Source organism: Roseisolibacter agri, from assembly GCF_030159095.1.
Taxonomy (GTDB): Bacteria; Gemmatimonadota; Gemmatimonadetes; order Gemmatimonadales; family Gemmatimonadaceae; genus Roseisolibacter; species Roseisolibacter agri.
On record NZ_BRXS01000002.1, the window covers coordinates 452,124 to 471,778 of the forward strand.

20 protein-coding genes are annotated in these 19,655 nt (G+C 74.8%); 12 read left to right on the forward strand and 8 right to left on the reverse strand.

All coding sequences use genetic code 11. From position 1 onward, the window contains the following. Nucleotides 1–21: 21 nt before the first annotated feature. Nucleotides 22–351, reverse strand: a complete 330-nt coding sequence (locus rosag_RS06850; protein ID WP_284349315.1) for a hypothetical protein — start codon at nucleotides 349–351, stop codon at nucleotides 22–24. Nucleotides 352–700: 349 nt separating this feature from the next. Here rosag_RS06850 and rosag_RS06855 point away from each other — a divergent pair, with 349 nt between their 5' ends. The 3 genes from rosag_RS06855 to rosag_RS06865 all read left to right on the forward strand — a co-directional run bounded on the left by rosag_RS06855 (nucleotide 701) and on the right by rosag_RS06865 (nucleotide 2,858). After that, nucleotides 701–988, forward strand: a complete 288-nt coding sequence (locus tag rosag_RS06855) for a DUF2934 domain-containing protein (RefSeq protein ID WP_284349316.1) — start codon at nucleotides 701–703, stop codon at nucleotides 986–988. Between the two features lie 160 nt (nucleotides 989–1,148). Further along, complete coding sequence (locus rosag_RS06860) at nucleotides 1,149–1,379, forward strand: YgaP family membrane protein (RefSeq protein WP_284349317.1); 231 nt, start codon at nucleotides 1,149–1,151, stop codon at nucleotides 1,377–1,379. A 114-nt stretch (nucleotides 1,380–1,493) separates the two neighbouring features. After that, complete coding sequence (locus tag rosag_RS06865) at nucleotides 1,494–2,858, forward strand: universal stress protein (protein ID WP_284349318.1); 1,365 nt, start codon at nucleotides 1,494–1,496, stop codon at nucleotides 2,856–2,858. Nucleotides 2,859–2,997: 139 nt separating this feature from the next. Here rosag_RS06865 and rosag_RS06870 read toward each other — a convergent pair whose 3' ends face one another. From rosag_RS06870 to rosag_RS06885, 4 genes are all read right to left on the reverse strand, one after another. Further along, nucleotides 2,998–3,690: a hypothetical protein gene (locus tag rosag_RS06870; RefSeq protein ID WP_284349319.1), complete on the reverse strand. Its 693-nt coding sequence runs from the start codon at nucleotides 3,688–3,690 to the stop codon at nucleotides 2,998–3,000. A 336-nt stretch (nucleotides 3,691–4,026) separates the two neighbouring features. After that, nucleotides 4,027–5,460, reverse strand: a complete 1,434-nt coding sequence (locus tag rosag_RS06875; RefSeq protein WP_284349320.1) for a hypothetical protein — start codon at nucleotides 5,458–5,460, stop codon at nucleotides 4,027–4,029. Nucleotides 5,461–5,523: 63 nt separating this feature from the next. Then, nucleotides 5,524–6,150, reverse strand: coding sequence for a YceI family protein (locus rosag_RS06880; RefSeq protein ID WP_284349321.1), 627 nt, complete (start codon nucleotides 6,148–6,150; stop codon nucleotides 5,524–5,526). 223 nt (nucleotides 6,151–6,373) lie between these two features. Continuing rightward, on the reverse strand, nucleotides 6,374–7,162 hold the full coding sequence (locus rosag_RS06885) for a DUF3108 domain-containing protein (protein ID WP_284349322.1): 789 nt from the start codon (nucleotides 7,160–7,162) through the stop codon (nucleotides 6,374–6,376). Between the two features lie 292 nt (nucleotides 7,163–7,454). On the opposite strand from rosag_RS06885, the gene rosag_RS06890 reads away from it, so the two are divergent. The 8 genes from rosag_RS06890 (at nucleotide 7,455) to rosag_RS06925 (ending at nucleotide 14,689) form a co-directional block, all read left to right on the forward strand. Continuing rightward, complete coding sequence (locus rosag_RS06890) at nucleotides 7,455–8,015, forward strand: CBS domain-containing protein (RefSeq protein WP_284349323.1); 561 nt, start codon at nucleotides 7,455–7,457, stop codon at nucleotides 8,013–8,015. A 70-nt stretch (nucleotides 8,016–8,085) separates the two neighbouring features. Beyond that, nucleotides 8,086–8,601: a hypothetical protein gene (locus rosag_RS06895; protein ID WP_284349324.1), complete on the forward strand. Its 516-nt coding sequence runs from the start codon at nucleotides 8,086–8,088 to the stop codon at nucleotides 8,599–8,601. 313 nt (nucleotides 8,602–8,914) lie between these two features. Continuing rightward, the gene (locus rosag_RS06900) at nucleotides 8,915–9,571 is read left to right on the forward strand and encodes a GNAT family N-acetyltransferase (RefSeq protein ID WP_284349325.1); all 657 of its coding nucleotides are present in this window, start codon (nucleotides 8,915–8,917) and stop codon (nucleotides 9,569–9,571) included. Next, nucleotides 9,568–10,668: a flavin-containing monooxygenase gene (locus rosag_RS06905; RefSeq protein ID WP_284349326.1), complete on the forward strand. Its 1,101-nt coding sequence runs from the start codon at nucleotides 9,568–9,570 to the stop codon at nucleotides 10,666–10,668. The genes rosag_RS06900 and rosag_RS06905 overlap by 4 nt, the downstream gene beginning before the upstream one ends. 65 nt (nucleotides 10,669–10,733) lie before the next feature. Then, nucleotides 10,734–11,519, forward strand: a complete 786-nt coding sequence (locus tag rosag_RS06910) for a helix-turn-helix domain-containing protein (protein ID WP_284349327.1) — start codon at nucleotides 10,734–10,736, stop codon at nucleotides 11,517–11,519. A 426-nt stretch (nucleotides 11,520–11,945) separates the two neighbouring features. Then, complete coding sequence (locus rosag_RS06915; protein ID WP_284349328.1) at nucleotides 11,946–12,380, forward strand: FixH family protein; 435 nt, start codon at nucleotides 11,946–11,948, stop codon at nucleotides 12,378–12,380. Further along, nucleotides 12,380–13,657, forward strand: coding sequence for a cytochrome-c peroxidase (locus rosag_RS06920; protein ID WP_284349329.1), 1,278 nt, complete (start codon nucleotides 12,380–12,382; stop codon nucleotides 13,655–13,657). The genes rosag_RS06915 and rosag_RS06920 overlap by 1 nt, the downstream gene beginning before the upstream one ends. Nucleotides 13,658–13,954: 297 nt before the next feature. Further along, nucleotides 13,955–14,689, forward strand: a complete 735-nt coding sequence (locus tag rosag_RS06925; RefSeq protein WP_284349330.1) for a Bax inhibitor-1/YccA family protein — start codon at nucleotides 13,955–13,957, stop codon at nucleotides 14,687–14,689. Nucleotides 14,690–14,922: 233 nt separating this feature from the next. On the opposite strand, the gene rosag_RS06930 is transcribed toward rosag_RS06925, so the two are convergent. Continuing rightward, nucleotides 14,923–16,014 (reverse strand): S41 family peptidase, encoded by a 1,092-nt coding sequence (locus rosag_RS06930; protein WP_284349331.1) that lies wholly within the window; start codon nucleotides 16,012–16,014, stop codon nucleotides 14,923–14,925. A 145-nt stretch (nucleotides 16,015–16,159) separates the two neighbouring features. Between rosag_RS06930 and rosag_RS06935 the strand changes: the two genes are divergently transcribed. Next, a complete protein-coding gene (locus rosag_RS06935) occupies nucleotides 16,160–17,434 on the forward strand; it encodes a PHP domain-containing protein (protein WP_284349332.1) in 1,275 nt (424 codons plus the stop codon). A gap of 393 nt (nucleotides 17,435–17,827) precedes the next feature. Here the strand turns inward: rosag_RS06935 and rosag_RS06940 are convergent, their stop codons facing one another. Both rosag_RS06940 and rosag_RS06945 read right to left on the reverse strand, forming a co-directional pair. Continuing rightward, nucleotides 17,828–18,754, reverse strand: coding sequence for an endonuclease/exonuclease/phosphatase family protein (locus rosag_RS06940; RefSeq protein ID WP_284349333.1), 927 nt, complete (start codon nucleotides 18,752–18,754; stop codon nucleotides 17,828–17,830). Next, nucleotides 18,751–19,539 (reverse strand): hypothetical protein, encoded by a 789-nt coding sequence (locus rosag_RS06945; protein ID WP_284349334.1) that lies wholly within the window; start codon nucleotides 19,537–19,539, stop codon nucleotides 18,751–18,753. Before rosag_RS06945 ends, rosag_RS06940 begins: the two co-directional genes overlap by 4 nt. Nucleotides 19,540–19,655 lie beyond the last annotated feature (116 nt).

Here is a 19,655-nt window from a genome sequence, read left to right on the forward strand (position 1 = left end):
TGAGCGGACGATGAGCCGCGATCAGCCCACGGGGCCGGGCGGCAGGCGGCGCTCGGGCGCGCCGGACACGCGCGCGTCGTCCGGCCCGCCGTCGCGTGCGAAGACCTCGCGTGCCGGATCGCGGACGAACACCTCGCGCGCGAACGCGCCGCGTGGCGCATCGACCGGCGGCAGCGCGCGGCCGCGCAGCACGCGCCGCGCGAGCAGCGCCGCGCCGCCCACGACGGCCGCACCGGCGAGCAGCGTGACCCCGACGGCGAGCACCGCGGCCAGCAGCGCCAGCACGACGACGAGCACGAGCGCGGCGACGACGGGGTTCCGCGAGCGGAGCTGAACGATGCGTACCTGCATGCGCCGAAGTTAGCGCACGGAGCAGCGCGCCGGACCCGAACGGCGAACTGCACTTGCAAGGATGAAGATCGGATAGAGTCCGATAACGACGGATGGCTCCGTGTCGCGCGACGTACCTCGCACCCGCATGGAGCCATCCGTCGTTGTCAGATCTTGTCAGATCTCATCCTTGCAAATGCTGTTCGGGTCCAGCGCGCCTCAGCTCGCATCCGGCAGGAAACGTCAGCAGCGTCCGCCCGCGCTGCGCGTCACCGCGAGTGCGACGCCGGTCACCGCGTCTGGACGCCGGACGCGCGAGTCATGGGGCGACGCACGCCACGACGACGCCCGCACCAGCCCGAGGAACTCGATGAAGCCTCCGCGCCCCCGGACCGGCAGGTCGCGCACCCGACCCGCCGACGCCACGCCCACGGCCGCGCCCACCGCGGCGCCCACCGCGGCGCCCGACACGCCCTCCACGCACGCCGCCACCCCGAGCGTCGACGTCATCCGTGCGCGCGCCTACGAGCTGTACGAGGCGCGCGGCCGCTCGCCCGGCTCCGACCTCGACGACTGGCTGACGGCCGAGCGTGCGCTGCATCCGGGGCCGGACACCGGCGACGGCCGCGGACCGTCGGAGGCGTCTCCCGCGCCGTAGGGCGCGGACCCGGCGGACCCGGCGGACCCGGCGTGCGCGTCGGGAATCCGCCGGACGCCGTGCGGTGCAGTCGCCCGACTTCGCGCCTTCCGCCCGCGTCGCATCGTGGCGCAGGGCAGGCCACTCCGGCCCGCTCGCCGGCCCGGACGTCGGAGGACGTATGGAGCACGTCAACCTCGGCACCATGGAGCGCGCCATCCGCATCGTCGTCGGCGTCGCGCTGTTCGCGCTCGGCATCCTCCAGGACCCGCCCGCGTGGTGGGGCTGGCTGGGCATCCTGCCGCTGGCGACCGGCCTCGCCGGCTTCTGCCCCGCGTGGGCCGCCCTGGGCTGGTCGACGGCCGGCCCCGTGGCCGACGCGGTGGGACCCGACGTCACCGGACGCGCCTGATGCGCGGACGCGCGATGCGGCGAATCACCGGCATCGCGCGGGCGATTGACCCGACACCGGGAGCCCCGGGGAATCTGTAACCTTCGCCCCGTACGCCACTCCGCCGAGGCCCCGATGTCCGCCGCCGTGATCCCCACCCCCCTCGCCACCCTCCCCACGCCCGTCGCGCCCGAGCGCGCCGCCGGCGCGCTGCTCGTCGCCGCCGACGGCCGCGAGGACGTGCGCCCGGCCATGCAGGTCGCCGCCGCGGTGTCGGCGCGGCTGCGCGTGCCGGTGCGCGTGCTGGCGGCGCTGGAGCCCTCGACGCCGGACGGCGCGGACGGCGCGCTGCCGGTCGCCGACCGCCACGAGCGCGACCGCCTGGCGACCGTGCGCGCCGTCATGCGCCGCCGGGTGCGCGAGAGCGTCGGCGGCGAGGCCGCGTGGCCCGTCGAGGCGGTGCAGGGCGCGCCCACGGCCACCATCGCGCGCGCCGCGCAGGACGCGGCGCTCGTGCTGGTCGGCGCCGGGTGGAGCGACCGCAGCGTGCGCCCGCTGGGGACGGAGCGCGCGCTCGCGGTGGCGGGCAGCGGTGCGGCGCCGGTGCTCGCGGTGGGCGCGGACGCCGACGGCGCGTTCACGCGCGCGGTCGTCGCGCTCGACTTCGGCCCCGCCAGCGTGCACGCCGCGGAGCTCGCGTGCCGGCTGCTGGCGCCCGGCGGCACGCTGTCGCTGGTCCACGTGAAGGAGCGCCTCGAGTTCGTGGGCCCGGCGGGCGAGTCGTGGGACGCGCTCTGCACGGCGCAGATCGCGGAGCTGTTCCGCCGCCTGGTCGCGGCGCTGCAGCAGGGCGGCGCGGCGCCCATCGCGCGCGACGGCCGGGTGGTGGAGGGCGGGGGCGCCGTGTGCGCCGGCCGCCGCGACGTCACGATCGGGACGGCGACGCTCGTGGGCGACGCGGCCGAGGAGCTGCTGACGTACGCCGCGCTCGTGGGCGCCGACCTGGTGGCCGCCGGCACGCGCGGCGACGACTGCGTCCCGCGCCGCCGGCTGGGCAGCGTCTCGGGCGAGGTGGCGCGCCGTGCGACCGCGACGATGCCACGCGCGTCGGTGCTGGTGTGCCCGGTGCCGCGCACCGCCGGCGCGGCGGCCGCCCGCGACGCGCTGGACGAGACCGAGTGGCGCCTCGCGCTCGACGGCTTCTGGCGCCGCAACGCGGGCCGCCCCGCGACGGTCGAGGTGGACGAGGCGCCGAGCGGCACGCGGCTGCTGGCGCGCGGCGCGACGCTGGTACGCGCGGGCTACGATCCGCGCGCGCGCCGCGCGGAGCTGGTGCTGGACGACGCCGACGACCGCACGTGCCGCCTGACGCGCGCGATGGGCGACGTGCGCGCGGTGGCGGTGCTCACCGGCGTGGACGGCCGCGACGTGGCGCTCCGCGTGAAGCACGGGCGCGGGCAGACGCTGGTCACCTTCCTGCCCGACGACGCGGCGGCGTGACGCGCGGCACGCGAGCGACGAACGGCATTGCAAGGCTGAAGATCGGATAGGGTCTGACAGGAGCGGATGGTTCTGCGTGGTGGCGAGGGATCTCGCACTCCGCCGGCGCCATCCGTCGTCATCCGATCTTCTCGGACTTTCATCCTTGCTGCAGCTGTCGTTCGGGTCCAGCGCGCCGAAGCAGCGGCAGCGCCAGCGCGCCCGCGACGGCCGTCGCCAGCAGCAGCCCCGCGATGGTCACGACGACCATCGTGAAGCGCGCCTCCGCGTCCGGGGCGCCCACGCGCCACCCGGCCGCGTCCATCGCGACGACGAGGGTGAGGAACACGGCCGTCGCCGCGAGCGCGCACCGCCCCGCGACGCGCAGCGCGCGCCCCCTAGCCACGCGGGCGCCGAGCCCTGCGGCGAGCACGGTCGCCAGCACGACGAGGCCGGTGGCGGCGGGGAAGAGCGCCGCGAACGCGAGGTGCATCGGCACCGCGCCGCCGGCCTGCGCGTGCGCCAGCAGCGCGGTCTCGATGCCGGTGAGCGCCATCACGGCCGTCACGGTGGAGAGGCCGAAGCCGAGCCCCGCGTGCGCGGCCACGCGCGTCGCGCGCGCACCCGTGACGCGCGCCACCATGCGTCCCCACAGCGCGCCGCCCGCCGCGGCACACATCAGCGTCACGACGCGGAAGATGGTCGGGCTGACGCCGAGCCCCACGCGCGTCGCCGCCTCGGTGGCCAGGAGGCTGGCCGGGAACGACAGCGCGACGCTCCCCGCGAGCCACAACAGCGCGAGCGCGCCGCCGCGGACCGCGAGCGATGCGCGCGATGCGTGTTGATCGGACATGATGGAGTGCATCGGTGTGGGCGCGCGAGTGGGTGCGTGCTGCGTGCTGCGTGCTGCGTGTGGCTCCGTGCCCTCGGCGCCCGACGTCGCGCTTGGCCTGCACGCACTACGCGTCTGGATACGGATGCTTCGGATGAGACGGATCGTTCGGATCTCCTCTGCACCGGCGCACGGGACGTCACCGCCGCGTGGAGCGATCCGGAGCATCCGTCTCATCCGGAGCATCCGTAGCCCCCCAAATGCCAATGGGGGTCCGGCGCGCTGCCCAGCTTACGTGCGCGAAGCGGGGCGCCGCCTGGGCGCCCCGCTCCATGCCGGGAGGTGATGCTGGAAGGATCAGAAGGCGACGCCGCCCTCGACCACGAAGCCCCGGAACTTGCCGCCGTTGCGGATGTCCGTCGGCGGGAAGTCGTCGTACTGCTGGTTCACCCACTCCGCCTTGAGGACGATCAGCGGGTTGATGAACCATCCGCCGCCGAACTGCGTCCGGTCCACCGAGACGTCGTTCGCCATCCCCGCCAGCCGGCCGCTCACGCCGTTGTACCGGGCGCTCGCGTAGAGCCGGTCGTGGAAGAGGCGGTACGTGCCCTCGACCACCGTCTGCGTCAGGTCGCGCCGCGCCGTCTCCGTCACCGCCTTGCCGCGCGCCCGCTCGAGCTGGCCGAAGAGCTCCAGCCCGCGGAACTTCACGAACGGGTTCACCGCCAGCGCGTGCAGCTCGTTCATCCCCGGGTTGAGCGCGCCCGACGTGTGGTTCGCCGTCTCCGTGGACGTCGTGTTCTCCAGCACGTCGTAGTAGCGCGAGCCCGCGCGGTCGCCGCTGTAGAGCGTCTGGTTCGCGCTCCGCGCCTGCGCGAAGCTCGAGCCCGTGAGCCGCACCCGCAGGTCCTTCGACAGCTGCCGGTCGATGCCGACCTTCGTCAGGTACGCGGGCGAGCGCTTCGTCGGGTTGAGGATCGTGCCGCGCACCTCGCCGTTCGTCATGCCGCCCATCACGAACGCGCCGTCCAGCAGGCCGCGCCCGCGCAGGTACACCTCGCCGCCCACCTGCGTCGTGAAGGCGTCCAGGATGTAGTTGCCGACCAGCGGGTTGTACATCGAGTTCCCGTTGTCGGTGCGGCGGAAGTGGCCGTCGCCGTAGTTGATCTCGAAGTGCCCCGCCTTCACGGTCGTGTACTGCATCAGCGTCACGAGCGGCGCGACGTCGAGCGGGCTGTCGTCGATCTGCAGGTAGCCGTCCTTCACCCACGTCTCGTTGTGGTGGCGCGCCGACAGGTAGCTCGTCATCGAGACGCGGATGCCCTTCGCCAGCTGCGCGTTCACGTACAGGTTGGCGACCGCGTTGTTGAAGCCGTGGCCGATCTGGATCAGCTGGTTCGCGTTCGTCTGCGGCGCGCCGGCCGTGGCGCCCGCGACCATCTTCGGCGCGGCCGTGTTCTCGTGGCCGAGGCCCTGGAACTGCTGCGTGAACGCGGCGCCGAAGGAGAGCTTGAACCCCGCGTACTCGACCTTGTCGTTCTTCGGCGCCTCGAAGACGTTGATCCCGCGCTGGTCGTTCGCGCGGATGTGCTGGATCTCGATCGTCGGCACGACGCTGATCCCCGTCGCCTCCTTCTTCTCCGGCGTCTTCGCCTTCGCCGAGTCGGCGGTCGTCGTGGTCGTCGTGTCCTTCGTGCCCGTGGTCGCCGAGGCGACCGTCGTCTCCTGCGCGGCCAGGGGCGCGCTCGCGAGCGCGGCGCCGAGGAGCAGGAGTCTGGTGGGAGTGCGCATGGTGGATTCCGACAGGAGAGAGAAGACGGAGGAGACGTACGTCATTCGATGGTCACGCGGCGGTCACTCGGTCGTCGCGACGCGGGGCTCGCCCCGGAGCACCAGGTCGAAGCCCACCTTCACGACGTCGCCGACCTTCATCGTGCCGAGCATCAGCGTCGGCGGCTTGAGACCATAGTCGGTCATCTTCAGCTCGTGCACGCCCGCGATGCGGAGCGTCCCGTCGGCCGCGCCGCGGCCCGTGGCGGCGACGCTGATCGACTTCTGCACGCCGCCCAGCGTCAGCGTGCCGGTGAGCGTGCCGCGCACGCCGTCGCCCGTCTTGTCGACCTCGTAGCTGGCGACGCGGAAGGTGATCAGGCCGTGCTCCTTCGCCTTGAGCGCCTTCAGCATGTGCTCGTTCATCGTGCCGTTGCCGCAGTCCATGCGCGCCGCGGGGACGCGGAGCTCGACGCTCCGCACCACCTTCTCGCCGGCGAGCACCGCGCCCACCGGGTTCGGCGCGCCCGGCGCGGAGGCGATGTCGGCTTCGACCACGACCGCGCGGCACTTGAAGCTGCGGACGGTGGAGGTGCCGTCGACCCACAGCCGGCTCTCGGGCTGCAGGGTGAGCGGGGCGTCGGTGGGCGTCCATGCGCCGGCCGGGGCCAGCAGGAGGGCGGTGAGGGCGCCGAGCGAGTGTCTGCGCATGGTCGGGCTCCGGAGCGAGGGTGGTGCGAGGTGTTGCCAGTGCTGCGGCTGCTGCGATTGCTGCGATCCGTGTGGCGGCGGTCGTGGCGTGCCGCTCTCTGGACTCAACTTCGGGCACCCGGGCCGCCGCCGAAGTCGGGGAGTGCGCGCGGCTTTTCGGGGGAGATGCGACGTCGCGTGTCGGCGATTCCCCTGCGCGCCGCGGTGCGCGTGCCGCGGGCCGTCAGGGCGCCGCCGAACCGTGCGTGTACGACCGGAGCGTCAGCACCGCCGCGCCCACCAGCGGCATGCGGCTCTGGATCCGCACCGGGATCCGGCACGCGTCGTCCGTCAGGTTGATCCAGAGGACGCCGTCGCCCTTGTAGCGACGCGCGTCGCGCACGCGCATCTCGACCAGCAGCGTCTGGAAGGTGCCGGCCGGCGTCACCACGGGCTCGCGGCCCACCGCGCGCACCGTCGTCGGGTTGCGCTCCGCCTCGAAGTGGCGGTCGAAGCGGTACGTGCTGTCGATGACGAGCGGCAGCGTGCGGATGAAGTACAGGTACGACAGCTCGTCGAGCGGCGCGTCGGTGGACGTCGTGCCCGCGCTCCCGTCGGCGGCGTCCCAGCGCCGCTCGTCGGGATGGAGCTCCACGCGCTGGTCGTGCTTCGACAGCGGCTGGCGCTCGTGCTTGTGGAAGCGCAGCGCGCGCAGGCGGCGCGGGTCATGCGCGTCCAGCCACGACTCGGTCCGGTTCGTCACGCGGACCAGCCCGACCTTCGCGTCGAAGTCGAAGTGCAGGCGATACGTGGGCTGCCCGCGCACGTCCGCGGGTCCCTCGATCCACATCGTGCCCTGGCCGATCTCGCCGAAGCGCGCGACGCGCGTGCCGTACACCAGCCGCTCGCCCACGCCGAACGGCAGCCCGTCGTGCGCCGCCGCCGAGGGCGTCGCGACCGGCTGCGCGGCGAGCGTGGCGGCCGTCAGCATGCCGACCGCGAGTGCGGTGAGCCTGTCGCGCGTGTCGCGCATCGTTCCTCTCCGTGGTGAACGCGTGATCTCACCGCGGAAGCTGGGCGCATCGCGTGGCGCTCGGAGTCGGGGCGCGCCCGCGAGCGACGCCGGGGACGCGCGCGGCGCCCGTCGGCGAATCCCCGACGCGTGCGAACGTCCGCGAGCGTCGCGCGAGCGGCGCGCGAGCTTCGCCCGACGTGCTGTCCGCGAGCGCCCGATGGTGGGCGCCGCCGCGGCGGGCCTACCTTCGCGAACGACGGCGCGATCCCGCTGCCGCGTGCACGCCGCCGCGCTCACCAATGGAGGCCCCATGCTGCGCCTGCGAGACATCATGACGAGGGACGTCCTCACGGTCGGCCCGACCACGACGCTGCGCGAGGCGGCCGAGCTGCTGGCGACGCGCCACATCGGCGGCGTGCCGGTCGTCGAGGGCTCGCGCCTCCTCGGCGTCGTCTCGGCTACCGACATCCTCGCCTTCGCCGCCGCGGCGACCGACGAGCCACAGGAGCCGCCGATGGACGACGCCGACGAGTGGATCGAGCCCGGCGGCGGCGGCGAGTCGCCCGCGCGCTGGATGGCGTCGCTCGTCGAGCACGCGGAGCTGGACGTCGCGCCGGACGACGCGCCCGACGGCCCGAGCCCGCTCGACCGGCACACCGTGGCCGAGGTGATGACGCGCCGCGTGGTGGCGCTGCCGCCGGACGCCGACGCCGTCACCGCGGCCGCGCGCCTGCGCACCGCCGACGTCCACCGCGTGCTCGTGGTCGACGCCGACCGCCTGCTCGGCATCGTCACGACGACCGACATCACGCGCGCCGTCGCCGACCGCGCACTGGAGCGCCGCACGTACGTCTTCGCCGCCGCGCGCTGACCGCGCCGCGGGCCACGCGGGCGAGGTCGCGCTGCTCCCCGACCCCCGAGATCGCGACCTGCTGGCGCGCGTGCGGCTCGGCGCGCCGCACGTGCCGTCGAAGGCGGACCGCGTGCTCGCCGACGCCATCGTGCGCCGCCACACCGACCGCCTCGCGTACGAGGAGCGCGCGCTGGCGCCGCACGTGCTGGCGCTGCTGCTGGCGTCGGCCGCCGCGGAGGGCGCGTGGCTCGTGCCCGTGGAGACGCCCGCGCGGCGCGCCGTGCTCGCGGCGCTCGTCGCCCCCGCCGACCGCACGCGCGTGGAGTGCGCGCCGGTGATGGCCGTGCTGGCGACCGTCGGCGACGCGCCGCGCGACTGGCTGGTGGCCGGTCAGGCGCTGGGACGCGTGCTCCTCGCCGCGTGCGCGTCCGGCGTCGCCGCGTCCTTCATGAACCAGCCGCTCGAGGTGCCCGCGCTGCTGCGGGCGGCCGACGATCCCGCGTCGCCCGGCGACGCCGCGGTGCCGCAGCTCGTGCTGCGCTTCGGCTACGCGCCCGAGGGGCGCACGACGCCGCGCCGTCCGCTGCACGACGTGCTGCGCTGATCGCATCGTCGTGCCCGAGGCCCCGGGAGGCGCGCGCCGGACCCGAACGGCATTGCAAGGATGAAAATCTGAGAAGATCGGATGACCGCCGATGCTCCGCGTGCGGGCGAGGGACGTCGCACCACGCGGAGCCATCCGTCGTTATCGGATCTTGTCAGATCTGATCCTTGCAATGTCGTTCGCCGTTCGGGTCCAGCGCGGCACGCACGTCAGCCCCTGCGTTCAAGCGGTGGCGTCCGGTGGGGGCGTAGCATGGTGGCGCGCACCACCGCGCCCGCGCCACGCTCACCGAGCGCTCACCGAGGACCGCGCCATGCCGTTCGCCGCCCGCCACCGTTCCGATCCCGCGCCCGCGCTCGATCCGCTGCCGGGTCTCGTCGTCCGCCGGGTGCACGACGCGGCCGCGATGGCCGCGCTCCAGGAGCGCGAGGTCGCGACGATGCACGCGCGCTTCGAGGCGGGCCATCGCGCCTACGTCGCCGATCGCGGCGGCGAGCCGGCGGCGTGGGGCTGGGTCGCCACGCGCACCGCCACCATCGGCGAGCTGGGCTCCGTCTTCGCGATGCCCGACGGCGAGCGCTACCTCTGGAACTTCGTCACGCGGCCCGCGCACCGCGGGCTCGGCGTCTATCCGCGGCTGCTGGACGCCATCGTGCGCGCCGAGTCGCGCGAGGCGGAGCGGTTCTGGATCGCGTACGCGCCGGAGAACCACGCGTCGGGCGCCGGCATCCGCCGCGCGGGCTTCGCGGCGCTGGCCGAGCTGTCGTTCGATGCCGACGGACGCGCCGCGCTGCGCGGCCTCGTCCCCGATGGCGGGCGCGTCGCGTCGCGCGTGCTCGGCCTGCCCGAGATGGCGGATGCGCTCGCGCCGTGCTGGCGGTGCGTGCGCGCGGGGCGCGGCGCGATGGCGTGCGCGGAGGGCGCCTGCCGCTGCGACTACCAGGTCGCCGCGTCGGGCTGCGCCGCGTGACGGCCGTGATCGGCGCCGTGCGCACGGAGCGCTACGACGCGATCGTCGTCGGCGGCGGGCAGGCGGGGCTCGCCGTCGGCCGCGAGCTGGCCGCGCGTGACCTCGACTTCGTGATCCTCGACGCGATGCCGCGCGTCGGCGACGCGTGGCGCGCGCGCTGGGACTCGCTGCGGCTGTTCACGCCGGCCGCGTACAGCGGGCTGCCGGGGATGCCGTTCCCCGCGCCGCCCGCGCACCTCCCCGACAAGGACGAGGTGGCGGACTACCTCGCGCGCTACGCCGAGCGGTTCGAGCTGCCGGTGCGGTCGGGGACGCGCGTGAACGCGCTGACGTGGGACGGCGCGCGGCACGTCGCGCACGCGAGCACGCACGCGGGCGACCTGCGCTTCGAGGCGGAGAGCGTCGTCGTCGCGACGGGGCCGTTCCAGCGCCCGCGCCTCCCCGACGTCGCCACGCGGCTCGCGCCCGACGTGCACCAGCTGCACTCCAGCGCGTACCGCAGCCCGTTCGACCTCCCTGACGGGCCGGCGCTCGTCGTCGGCGCGGGGAACTCGGGCGCGCAGATCGCGCTCGAGCTGGCGCGCGTCCGCCGCGTCTGGCTCGCCGGCCGCGAGACGGGCCGGCTGCCGCGCCGCGTGCTGGGCCGCGACGTGTACGACTGGATCTGGCCCGTGCTCGCGCGCGCGTCGGTGGACACGCCGCTGGGCCGCCGGCTGCGCACGCGCGCGCGCCGCGGCGATCCGCTCGTCGGCATCCCGGCGCGCCAGCTCGCGGATGCGGGCATCGCGCGCGTGGGCCGCGTCACCGACGCGCGCGACGGCAGGCCCGTGTGCGACGGCGTCCCGCTCGACGCGCGCGTGGTCGTGTGGTGCACGGGCTTCGCGCCCGACTACGCCTGGATCCGGCAGCCGGTGCTCGACGCGGACGGCTGGCCGCGGCACCGGCGCGGCATCGCGGTCGGCGTGCCCGGCCTGCACTTCCTCGGCCTCCGCTTCCAGCACACGATGACGTCCGCGCTGCTGGGCGGCGTCGGCGCGGACGCCGCGTTCGTCGCCGACGCGGTGGCGCGGCGCTGCGAGGCGGTCGTGCCGGCTTGAGCATCCGCACGGCGCGCACGTAAGATTGGCCGCATGCGCGATCGCATCCGCGACCGTGGGTCACGATGAGCGCCGTCGTCGGCGGCGTGGGGCACTACGTGCCGTGGGACGGCGGCTGCCTGCTGATCGGCCGCGACGTCGGCGTCGTGCCCGTGCACGCGCACTACGCCATCCAGATCGCGTTCGGGCTGGTGCCCGGCGTGCGCTTCCGCACGCGCGACGACGAGCCGTGGACCGCGTACAGGGGCGCGATCATCGCGTCGCGGCAGCCGCACACGATGGACGCCCGCGCCGTGGGGGCGAACGCGGTGCTGTTCGTGGAGCCCGAGACGCGCGCCGGCCGCGCGCTCGCCGAGCGATACCTGCACGCGGGCATCGCGCCGATTCCGGAGGAGCGGCTGGCCGAGGTCGGGCCGGCGCTGTTCGCGGCGTGGCATGCGCGCAGCGCGACGGCCGTCGCCGCGGCGGCCGCGCGCGTCGTGCACGCGCTCACCGACGGCGTCGAGCCCTCGGTCGTGTCGGACCCGCGGATCCTGCGCGCGGTGGCGTACGTCAACGCGCACCTCGGCGCGCCGCTGACGCTGGAGGAGGTGGCGGCGGAGGCGTTCCTGTCGCCGAGCCGCTTCCGGCACCTGTTCGTGGAGGAGACGGGGATGGCGCTGCGGCCGTACATCCTCTGGCGCCGCTTCCTGCGGGTGTGGGAGCTCGTGTCGGCCGGCGGGTCGCTGTCGGCGGCGGCGCACGCGGCGGGCTTCGCGGATGCGGCGCACCTGTCGCGCACGTCGCGCCGGATGTTCGGCTTCCCGCCGTCGGCGCTGCAGATGGCCGAGCCGCTGCGCACCGGACGCTGAACGGCGAACGGCTTTGACAGGATGACAGGATGAGCCAGGAGGCTCCGCGGTGCGCGACGTCCCATGCGCTACATGGAGCCTCCTGGTCATCCTGTCATCCTGTCTCATGTCGTTCGGTCCTCGTGCGCTGGACCCCTTTGGCTCTTGGGGGGATACGGATGCTCCGGATCGGAACGGATCATTCGGATCGCTCCGCGCGAGTGCATGGAGCGTCGCCGCCACGCGGAACGATCCGCCGCATCCGCACTCATCCGAGGCATCCGTATCCTCCCCAATGGGCAAACGGGGTCCGGCGCACAACTCAGCCCCTTCGTTCAAACGCCCAGCCGCTCCGTTCAAGTCCGCACGCCCTCGTCGCCGGCACCTTGGAGCCACGTCCCCCGCGGACGTGGCTCCCCGCGTTTCCCCCTTCGCGACGAGGCTCCCGTGTCCCACTTCGCTCGATTCGCCCGCGCCGTCGCCGGCATGGCCGCTGGCGCGCTGCTCTCCGGCTGCATGCTGTTCGCGCGCCCGCCCAAGGACCTCGACTACTCGCGCACGCGCGCCAGCGCGGGCGGCGCCTACCGGGCGACGATCGTCCCGCAGGGCGACAGCATCCCGCGCAACCGGCTGCACCGCTGGACGCTCCACCTCGAGACCGCCGCCGGCGCGCCCGTGGACTCCGCGACCGTCGCCGTCGACGGCGGGATGCCGCAGCACGGCCACGGCCTCCCCACGAAGCCGCGCGTCACGCGCCACGTCGGCAACGGCGACCACGTGGTCGACGGGATGAAGTTCAACATGGGCGGCTGGTGGGTCGTGACGTTCCGCGTCGCGGCCGCCTCGGGCACCGACTCCGTCGTCTTCAACCTCAAGCTCTGATGCGCCCGCCGCGTCTCGCCCTCGTCGTCGCCGCGCTGACCGCGCTCGTGCTGACGTCCGCCGCCGTGCACGCGCTCACCGCAGGTGCGCGCACTGCCGGCCCCCGCTGGTCGGCGGCCGAGCGCGAGACGCTGCGCACGCTGTCGCTCGCGAGCCTGGGGCCGCTGCCGAAGGATCCGTCCAACCGCGTCGCCGACGATCCGCGCGCGGCGGCGCTCGGCCACCGCCTCTTCTTCGACGCGCGCCTGAGCGGCGACGGCCGCGTGTCGTGCGCCACCTGCCACGTCCCCGCGCGCGAGTTCCAGGACGGCGTCGCGCTGGCGGAGGGGATGGGCACCACCGCGCGCCGCACGATGCCCGTCGCCGGCACCGCGCACTCGCCCTGGCTCTTCTGGGACGGCCGCGCCGACAGCCAGTGGGCGCAGGCGCTCGGCCCGCTGGAGAGCGCGGTGGAGCACGGCGGCAGCCGCACGCAGTACGCGCACGCCGTCGCGGCGCACTACCGCGCGGACTACGAGGCCGTGTTCGGGCCGCTGCCCGCGCTCGACGGGCTGCCGGAGAAGGCGGGGCCCGTGGCGGACACCGCGTGGCGCGCGGCGTGGGCGCGCATCCCGCCCGCGCGGCAGCAGGACGTCAGCCGCGTCTACGCGAACATCGGCAAGGCGATCGCGGCGTACGAGCGCACCATCGGCTTCGCGCCGACGCGCTTCGACCGCTGGGTGGACGCGGAGCTCGCGGGCCGGCCGCAGACCGCGGAGTCGGCGCTCACCGACGACGAGGTCGCGGGCGCGCGGCTGTTCATCGGCAGGGCGAGCTGCGTCAACTGCCACAACGGCCCGCGCTTCACGGACGACCACTTCCACAACACGGGCGTGCCGCGTCCATCCGTCGCGCTCCCCGAGGACAGCGGCCGGGCGACCGGCGTGCGGCAGGCGCTGGCGTCGGAGTTCGCGTGCACGGGGCGCCACAGCGACGCGGGTCCCGACGACTGCGCGGAGCTGCGCTTCGCCACCACCGAGGGCGAGGAGCTGGTGCGCGCCTACAAGACGCCGTCGCTGCGCGGGGTGGCCGGGCGGGCGCCGTACATGCACGCGGGGCAGGTGGGGACGCTGGCGGCGGTCGTGGCGCATTACGACCGCGCGCCCGCCGCGCCGGCGGGGCACTCGGAGCTGAAGCCGCTGCGGCTGACGGCCCGCGAGCGCGCGCAGCTGGAGGCGTTCCTGCGCACGCTGTCGGCCCCCGTCGCGGCACCGCCTGGATTCCTCCGTCAGCCGTGAGGGGCGCCGGACCCGAACGGAAACGGCAGCAAGGATGAGAGCTGACAGGGTCTGATGGCGACGGATGGCTCCGCGTGGTGGCGAGGAACGTCGCCCGACGCGGAGCCATCCGTCGTTATCAGATCTTATCCGAACTTCATCCTTGCCAATGCCGTTCGCGGTTCGGGTCCGGCGTGACGCACCCCGGACCCGCGCCGCTCGTCAGGGCACGGTGACCCCGTGTTCGGGGTAGTATCTTTCGCGGGTACGGCCGCCCGTCGGCTGGCCGCCTGCTCCCAACCCCTCACGCCCCTGCGCATGGAATCCTCCAACCCGATGCTCTCCCGGATGGCCAAGGCCACCGGGCTGCGCGCGGCCGGCGACACGATGACCGTCGCGGGCACCGCGTGGAAGACGCTCGTCCTGCTCGCGCTGGTCGTGTTCGGCGCGGCGTTCACCTGGCAGGCCGTCGCCGCCGGGAACTTCGGCGTCGTCACGCCGGCGCTGCTCGTCGGCGGGATCGGCGGCTTCGTGCTCGCGCTCGTGACCGTCTTCAAGCCGCAGCTCGCGCCGTTCACGGCGCCCCTCTACGCCGTCCTCGAGGGGCTGCTGCTCGGCGCCGTCTCCGCGCTCTACGACGCGCGCTACGCGGGGCTGCCGCGCACCGCGGTCGTGCTGACGCTCGCCACCGCCGGCGGCATGTACCTGCTCTACGCCACGGGCGTGATCCGCGCGACGCCGATGTTCCGGAAGATCGTCATCGGCGCGACGCTCGGCATCGCGCTCGCCTCGCTCGTCGCGCTGGTCGCCCGCCTCTTCGGCGCGCAGCTCCCCTTCCTGTGGGACAGCTCCCCGCTCGGCATCGGCATCAGCGTCGTGATCGTCGGCGTCGCCGCGCTCAACCTCGTCCTCGACTTCGACTTCATCGAGCGGGGCGCGCGCGAGGGCGCGCCGCGCGTGGCGGAGTGGTTCGGCGCGTTCGGGCTGCTCGTCACGCTGGTGTGGCTCTACCTCGAGATGCTGCGCCTGCTGAGCCGCCTGCAGCGGCGCTGAGCACGACACGCCAGGCACGAGCGCGACGGGCCGCGATCCAGTGGATCGCGGCCCGTCGGCGTTCTCATCGTCCTTGGGAGAGGTTACGGACGCTTCGGATGCGTCGGGTCGTGCGGATCGCGCCTCGTCGGTGCACGGGACGTCGCCGGCACGCGGGACGATCCGAAGCATCCGCTCCGATCCGGAGCATCCGTATCCCCCAACAGCCCCACGGGCCCGGCACGCGAACCGCCTCAGCGGACCGCGCTCGTCCCTGGCGCCACGCGCTGACGGGCCAGCGCCAGCGCGCGCGTCAGCGCGTCGGCCGCCGGCACCGCGACGTCAGGGACCACGCCCGTCTGCTCCCAGCCCGGTCCGGTGAGGATCTGCCGCTCGGGGACGAACAGCTGCAGCCCCGCGCCGATCGTGTGCGGCCGGCCGCCGTTGCCGGCGCCGCTGGTCGTCTCGCCCACCACCGTCGCGACGCGCGACCGCTGCCCGACGTACGCCAGCATCTCGGCCGCCGACGCGCTGCGCGCGCTCGTGAGGATGTAGAGCGGCTTGCCGCCCAGACCCCGCTCGGCCAGCGCGGGGACGCTCCAGAGCGAGTCGGCGACGTTGTCCGCGCGCGCGAACGAGGCGTGCAGCAGCGTCGCGGGGCCGGTCACGAAGTGGCTCAGCAGGTACTGCATCATCTGCGGCGCGCCGCCCGGCACGTCGCGCACGTCGAGGATCACCGCCTCGGTGTGGCGCAGGAAGGCGAGCGCCGCGTCGGCCGTCGCACGGGCGTAGTCGGGCGGCACCAGCAGGTCGAGCTTCACGTAGCCGACGTTCCCCTCCAGGCGCTCCACCTTCGCGAAGCCGAAGTTGGTGCGCGCGATGGTGGCCGAGTCGCGCGGGTCCACGCGGCCGGAGCGCCGGACCATGACGGGACCCGCGCCGCCGGCCGGCGCGACGCGCGCGTCGACGATGCGCCCCGCGCCCGCGCCGCCCACGTACTCGACGTTCGGCACGTGGCGCAGGTAGAGGTGCTTGTCGGCGACGACCGTGCGCAGCGCGCGGCCCAGCGTGTCGGCGAGGCGCGCGGGATCGGCGACCGTGGCGAAGGCGTCGCGCCGCGCCCAGGCGCGCAGCGAGTCGGCGAGGCGCCGGCCGGCCGCGGGATCCAGGTAGCGCGCGGACAGCAGCACGGCCGCGCTGTCGAGCGCCTGCCGCCGCGCGGCGGCGGTGAGGGGCGTGGGCGCGGGGGCCTGCGCGTGCAGCGCGGGGGCCGCGGGGAGGAGCAGCGGCAGCGCGGCGGCGAGCAGGCGCGTGCGGGGGAGGCGGGAGCGGCGGGAGGGAGGCATGCGGATCGATACCGTCCGGCCGCCGCCGGAGACATGGGTCAACTGTCCCAGCGTGCCCCGGCGCGAGCGGTGCGCTACGCTTCCCCGTGCATCCCGACCACCGCCGCCGGCCGATTCCCTGACCCGCTCCACCGCGCGAGACCGCATGCGCACGTTCCCCCACGCCGTCCGCGCCGTCGTCGTCGCCCTCCTCGCCGCGACCGCCTGCCGCACCGCGCCGCACGCGGCGTCGCCGCCGCCCGCCGCGACGTGGTTCAGGGGGAACACGCACACGCACACGCTGTGGAGCGATGGCGACGACTTCCCCGAGATGGTCGCCGACTGGTACCGCGCGCACGGCTACCACTTCGTCTCGCTCACCGACCACAACACGCTCGCCCGCGAGGAGCGCTGGTGGCGCGTGCCGGCGACGGGCCTCGGGCGCGATGCGTACGCGCGGTACCGCGCGCGGTTCGGCGCGTGGGTGGAGGAGCGCCGCACGGGCGACACGACGTGGGTGCGCCTGCGCCGGCCGGACGAGTATCGCCCGCGGCTGGAGGAGCCGGGTCGCTTCGTGCTGGTGGAGGGCGAGGAGATCACGCAGTACCTCGACCGGCGCGGCGCGCACGTGACGGCGCTCAACCTCGCGGAGCTGGTGCCCGCGCAGCCCGGCGCGACGCTGGTCGAGATGTTCCGGCGCGACCTCGCGCAGCTGGACGCGCAGGCGCGACGCGCGGCGCGGCCGATCGTCGGCGTGCTGAATCACCCGAACTTCCTCTGGAGCCAGACGGCGGAGGACCTGCTCGAGCTCGAGGGATTGCGCTTCTTCGAGGTGTACAACGGCCACCCGCTGGTGCACGTGCCGGGGGATGCGCTGCACGCGGGCAACGAGCGGATCTGGGACATCGTGCTCGCGCACCGGCTCGCGCGCGGGGGCGCGCTGCTCTACGGCGTCGCGACGGACGACGCGCACGACTACCATCCGCCCGCGCCCGAGCGGCGCTACACGGGGCGCGGCTGGGTGCAGGTGCGCGCGACGACGCTCACGCCCGACAGCCTGATGGCGGCGATGCAGCGCGGCGACTTCTACGCCAGCAGCGGCGTGACGCTCGCCGACGTGCGGCGCGACGGGCGGACGCTGTCGCTCGCGATCCGCGGCGAGCCGGGCGTGACGTACACGACGTCCTTCATCGGCACGCGGCGCGGCTTCGACACCACGAGCGTCGCCGTGCGCGACTCGACGGGCCGCGCGCTGACGCGGCGCTACTCGGCGGACGTCGGCGCGGTGCTGGCGACGGTCGCGGGGACGTCGCCGTCGTACACGATGCGCGGGGACGAGCTGTACGTGCGGGCGCACGTGGTGTCGTCGCGCGTCAAGGCGGATCCGGCGTACGAGGGCGAGGTGGAGTCGGCGTGGACGCAGCCCGTGCGGCCGGAGTGACGGCGCGCCGGACCCGAACGGCGAACGGCATTGCAAGGATGAAGTTCGGATAAAATCTGATAACGACGGATGGCTCCGCGTGGGTGCGAGATCGGTCGCGCTTCACCGGAGCCATCCGTCGTCATCAGATCTTGTCAGATTTTCATCCTTGCTGCTGTTGTCGTTCGGGTCCGGCGCGCGGTGCACGGGTCGGCGAACGGGGGATGCGGATGCTCCGGATCTGAAGCGCGATGCTCCGGATCGCTCCGCGTGGCGGCGACGCGCCGTGCTCGCGAGCGGAGCGATCCGAACGATCCGTCGGCATCCGAAGCATCCGTATCCTGATGAGTAGTTCGTGCACGCATGGTGCGACGTCGCCTGCCGAGGGCACGGAGCAGGACCCGCAGCTCGCAGTCATCGACACGCCACCGCCAGCGACGCCAGCACCGGCAGGTGGTCCGACGGGAAGCGGCCGTCCCAGCTGTCGGGCAGGATGCCGTGCGTGCGCACCGTGATCGGCCCCGAGACCAGCACGTAGTCGATGCGCTTCTCCGGCTCGATCGCCTTGAACGCGTTCCACGTCGCGGTCGGTCCGTAGTGCCCGATGCGGCTCGTGAGGAACGCGTCCGTCAGCGGCGGCAGCGCGTCCGCGATCGTGTCGCGCGTGAGGATGCGGTACGGTGCGCTCCGCGGATCGGCGTTCAGGTCGCCCGTCATCACCACCGGCAGCCCCTGCGCGAGCGTCGCGAGGCGGCGGCGGATCAGCCGCGCGCTCTCCTGGCGCGCCTGCTCGCCCACGTGGTCGAAGTGCGTGTTAAGGTGCACGTGCCGGCAGCCCGTGCGCCGGTCGCGGAAGCGCGCCCACGTCGCCACGCGCTCGATCGCCGTGTCCCACCCCTTGCTGCCCGGGACCTCGGGCGTCGTCGACAGCCAGAACGTCCCGCTGTCCAGCACCTCCAGCCGGTCGGCGCGGTAGAGGATCGCGCTGAACTCGCCGCGCGTGCGTCCGTCCGTGCGCCCGACGCCGACGCGCGCGAAGCCCGGCAGCCGCGCGTCGAGGTCCGTGAGCTGCCGCTGCAGCGCCTCCTGCACGCCCACCACGTCCGCCTCGTGGAAGCGGATCAGCCCCGCCACCCAGTCGCGCCGGTGCGGCCAGGCGTTGCCGCTGTCGCCGGCGTTGTCGTAGCGGAGGTTGAACGTCATGACGCGCAGCGGTGCGGCGTCCGCCGCCGCGGTGGTCGCGGTGGCTGCGCGCGCGCCGCCGCTCGCACAGCCGGCGACGGTGACGCTGGCGGTGACGACGAGGAGTGCGGCCAGCGCCGCGTGTCGTGCGTGGATCATCGGATCTGGCGGGCGAGGTGGCGTGCGATGAGGTGTGGCCATCCGAACGGATCCGGTGGCGCCATCGTCAGCACCGCGGTGCGCGCGGCCGACGCCTCCGCGGCCTGTCCGCTGGCCGCGGCGCAGCGCGCGCGCGCCGCGAGGACGATCGCGCCCTGCTGGTCGGCGGCGAGCGCGGTGGCGCGCAGCGCGTCGGCGCAGCGCCCCGCCATCGCCAGCGACAGGCCGCGGAACGCCGGCACGAACTGCGCGGCGCGCGGCGTCGACGCGAGCGCGCGCAGCGCCGTGTCGGTCGCCTCGACGCGGCCGAGGAGCGCCGAGAGCATCGCGCGATCGCGCGCCCGGACCAGCGCCGGGTCGTTCCCGGGCCAGTCGCCCGCGCGCTCCGCGGCCGCGAGGTGCGCGTCGGCCTCGCGCGCGCGGCCGCTCATCGCCTCCACCAGCGCCATGCCGTAGTGCGCCGCGCCCGCCATCGAGTCCACCTTCGCGCGCGTCGCCGCCGCGGCGGCCGCGCCGTACACGCGCAGCGCGGCCTTCAGGTCGCCCTCGTACAGGTGCGTGTCGCCGAGGATTCCCTGGTAGAGCAGGCGCGCGTCGGCGCGCGTGGCGCCGCGGATGCCGCGGGCGAGGATCGCGCGCGCCTCGTCGCCACGGCCGGCGAGCTGGGCGCGCGTGGCCGCCGCCACGATGCTGTCCGTCGCGGGCGCGGCCGCGGGCTGCGCACCGAGCGGCGCGTGCGGGAGGAGCGCGAGCGCGAGCGGTGCGAGCAGGCGAGCGGTTCGCATCGGTGGCTCCGGCAAGGGGCGGTGGCCGTGGCGCACGGACGGGCCGGTGCGCGCTGCACCTTCGGCCGTGGCGGACGCGGCGTCAAGAGCGGCGGCAGGAGCGCCGGCAGGAGCGG

Coding starts and splice junctions, on each gene's coding strand:
- rosag_RS06850 (WP_284349315.1), bottom strand. CDS start 351: ATGCAGGTACGCATCGTTCAGCTCCGCTCGCGGAACCCCGTCGTCGCC.
- rosag_RS06855 (WP_284349316.1), top strand. CDS start 701: ATGAAGCCTCCGCGCCCCCGGACCGGCAGGTCGCGCACCCGACCCGCC.
- rosag_RS06860 (WP_284349317.1), top strand. CDS start 1,149: ATGGAGCACGTCAACCTCGGCACCATGGAGCGCGCCATCCGCATCGTC.
- rosag_RS06865 (WP_284349318.1), top strand. CDS start 1,494: ATGTCCGCCGCCGTGATCCCCACCCCCCTCGCCACCCTCCCCACGCCC.
- rosag_RS06870 (WP_284349319.1), bottom strand. CDS start 3,690: ATGTCCGATCAACACGCATCGCGCGCATCGCTCGCGGTCCGCGGCGGC.
- rosag_RS06875 (WP_284349320.1), bottom strand. CDS start 5,460: ATGCGCACTCCCACCAGACTCCTGCTCCTCGGCGCCGCGCTCGCGAGC.
- rosag_RS06880 (WP_284349321.1), bottom strand. CDS start 6,150: ATGCGCAGACACTCGCTCGGCGCCCTCACCGCCCTCCTGCTGGCCCCG.
- rosag_RS06885 (WP_284349322.1), bottom strand. CDS start 7,162: ATGCGCGACACGCGCGACAGGCTCACCGCACTCGCGGTCGGCATGCTG.
- rosag_RS06890 (WP_284349323.1), top strand. CDS start 7,455: ATGCTGCGCCTGCGAGACATCATGACGAGGGACGTCCTCACGGTCGGC.
- rosag_RS06900 (WP_284349325.1), top strand. CDS start 8,915: ATGCCGTTCGCCGCCCGCCACCGTTCCGATCCCGCGCCCGCGCTCGAT.
- rosag_RS06910 (WP_284349327.1), top strand. CDS start 10,734: ATGAGCGCCGTCGTCGGCGGCGTGGGGCACTACGTGCCGTGGGACGGC.
- rosag_RS06920 (WP_284349329.1), top strand. CDS start 12,380: ATGCGCCCGCCGCGTCTCGCCCTCGTCGTCGCCGCGCTGACCGCGCTC.
- rosag_RS06925 (WP_284349330.1), top strand. CDS start 13,955: ATGGAATCCTCCAACCCGATGCTCTCCCGGATGGCCAAGGCCACCGGG.
- rosag_RS06930 (WP_284349331.1), bottom strand. CDS start 16,014: ATGCCTCCCTCCCGCCGCTCCCGCCTCCCCCGCACGCGCCTGCTCGCC.
- rosag_RS06935 (WP_284349332.1), top strand. CDS start 16,160: ATGCGCACGTTCCCCCACGCCGTCCGCGCCGTCGTCGTCGCCCTCCTC.
- rosag_RS06940 (WP_284349333.1), bottom strand. CDS start 18,754: ATGATCCACGCACGACACGCGGCGCTGGCCGCACTCCTCGTCGTCACC.
- rosag_RS06945 (WP_284349334.1), bottom strand. CDS start 19,539: ATGCGAACCGCTCGCCTGCTCGCACCGCTCGCGCTCGCGCTCCTCCCG.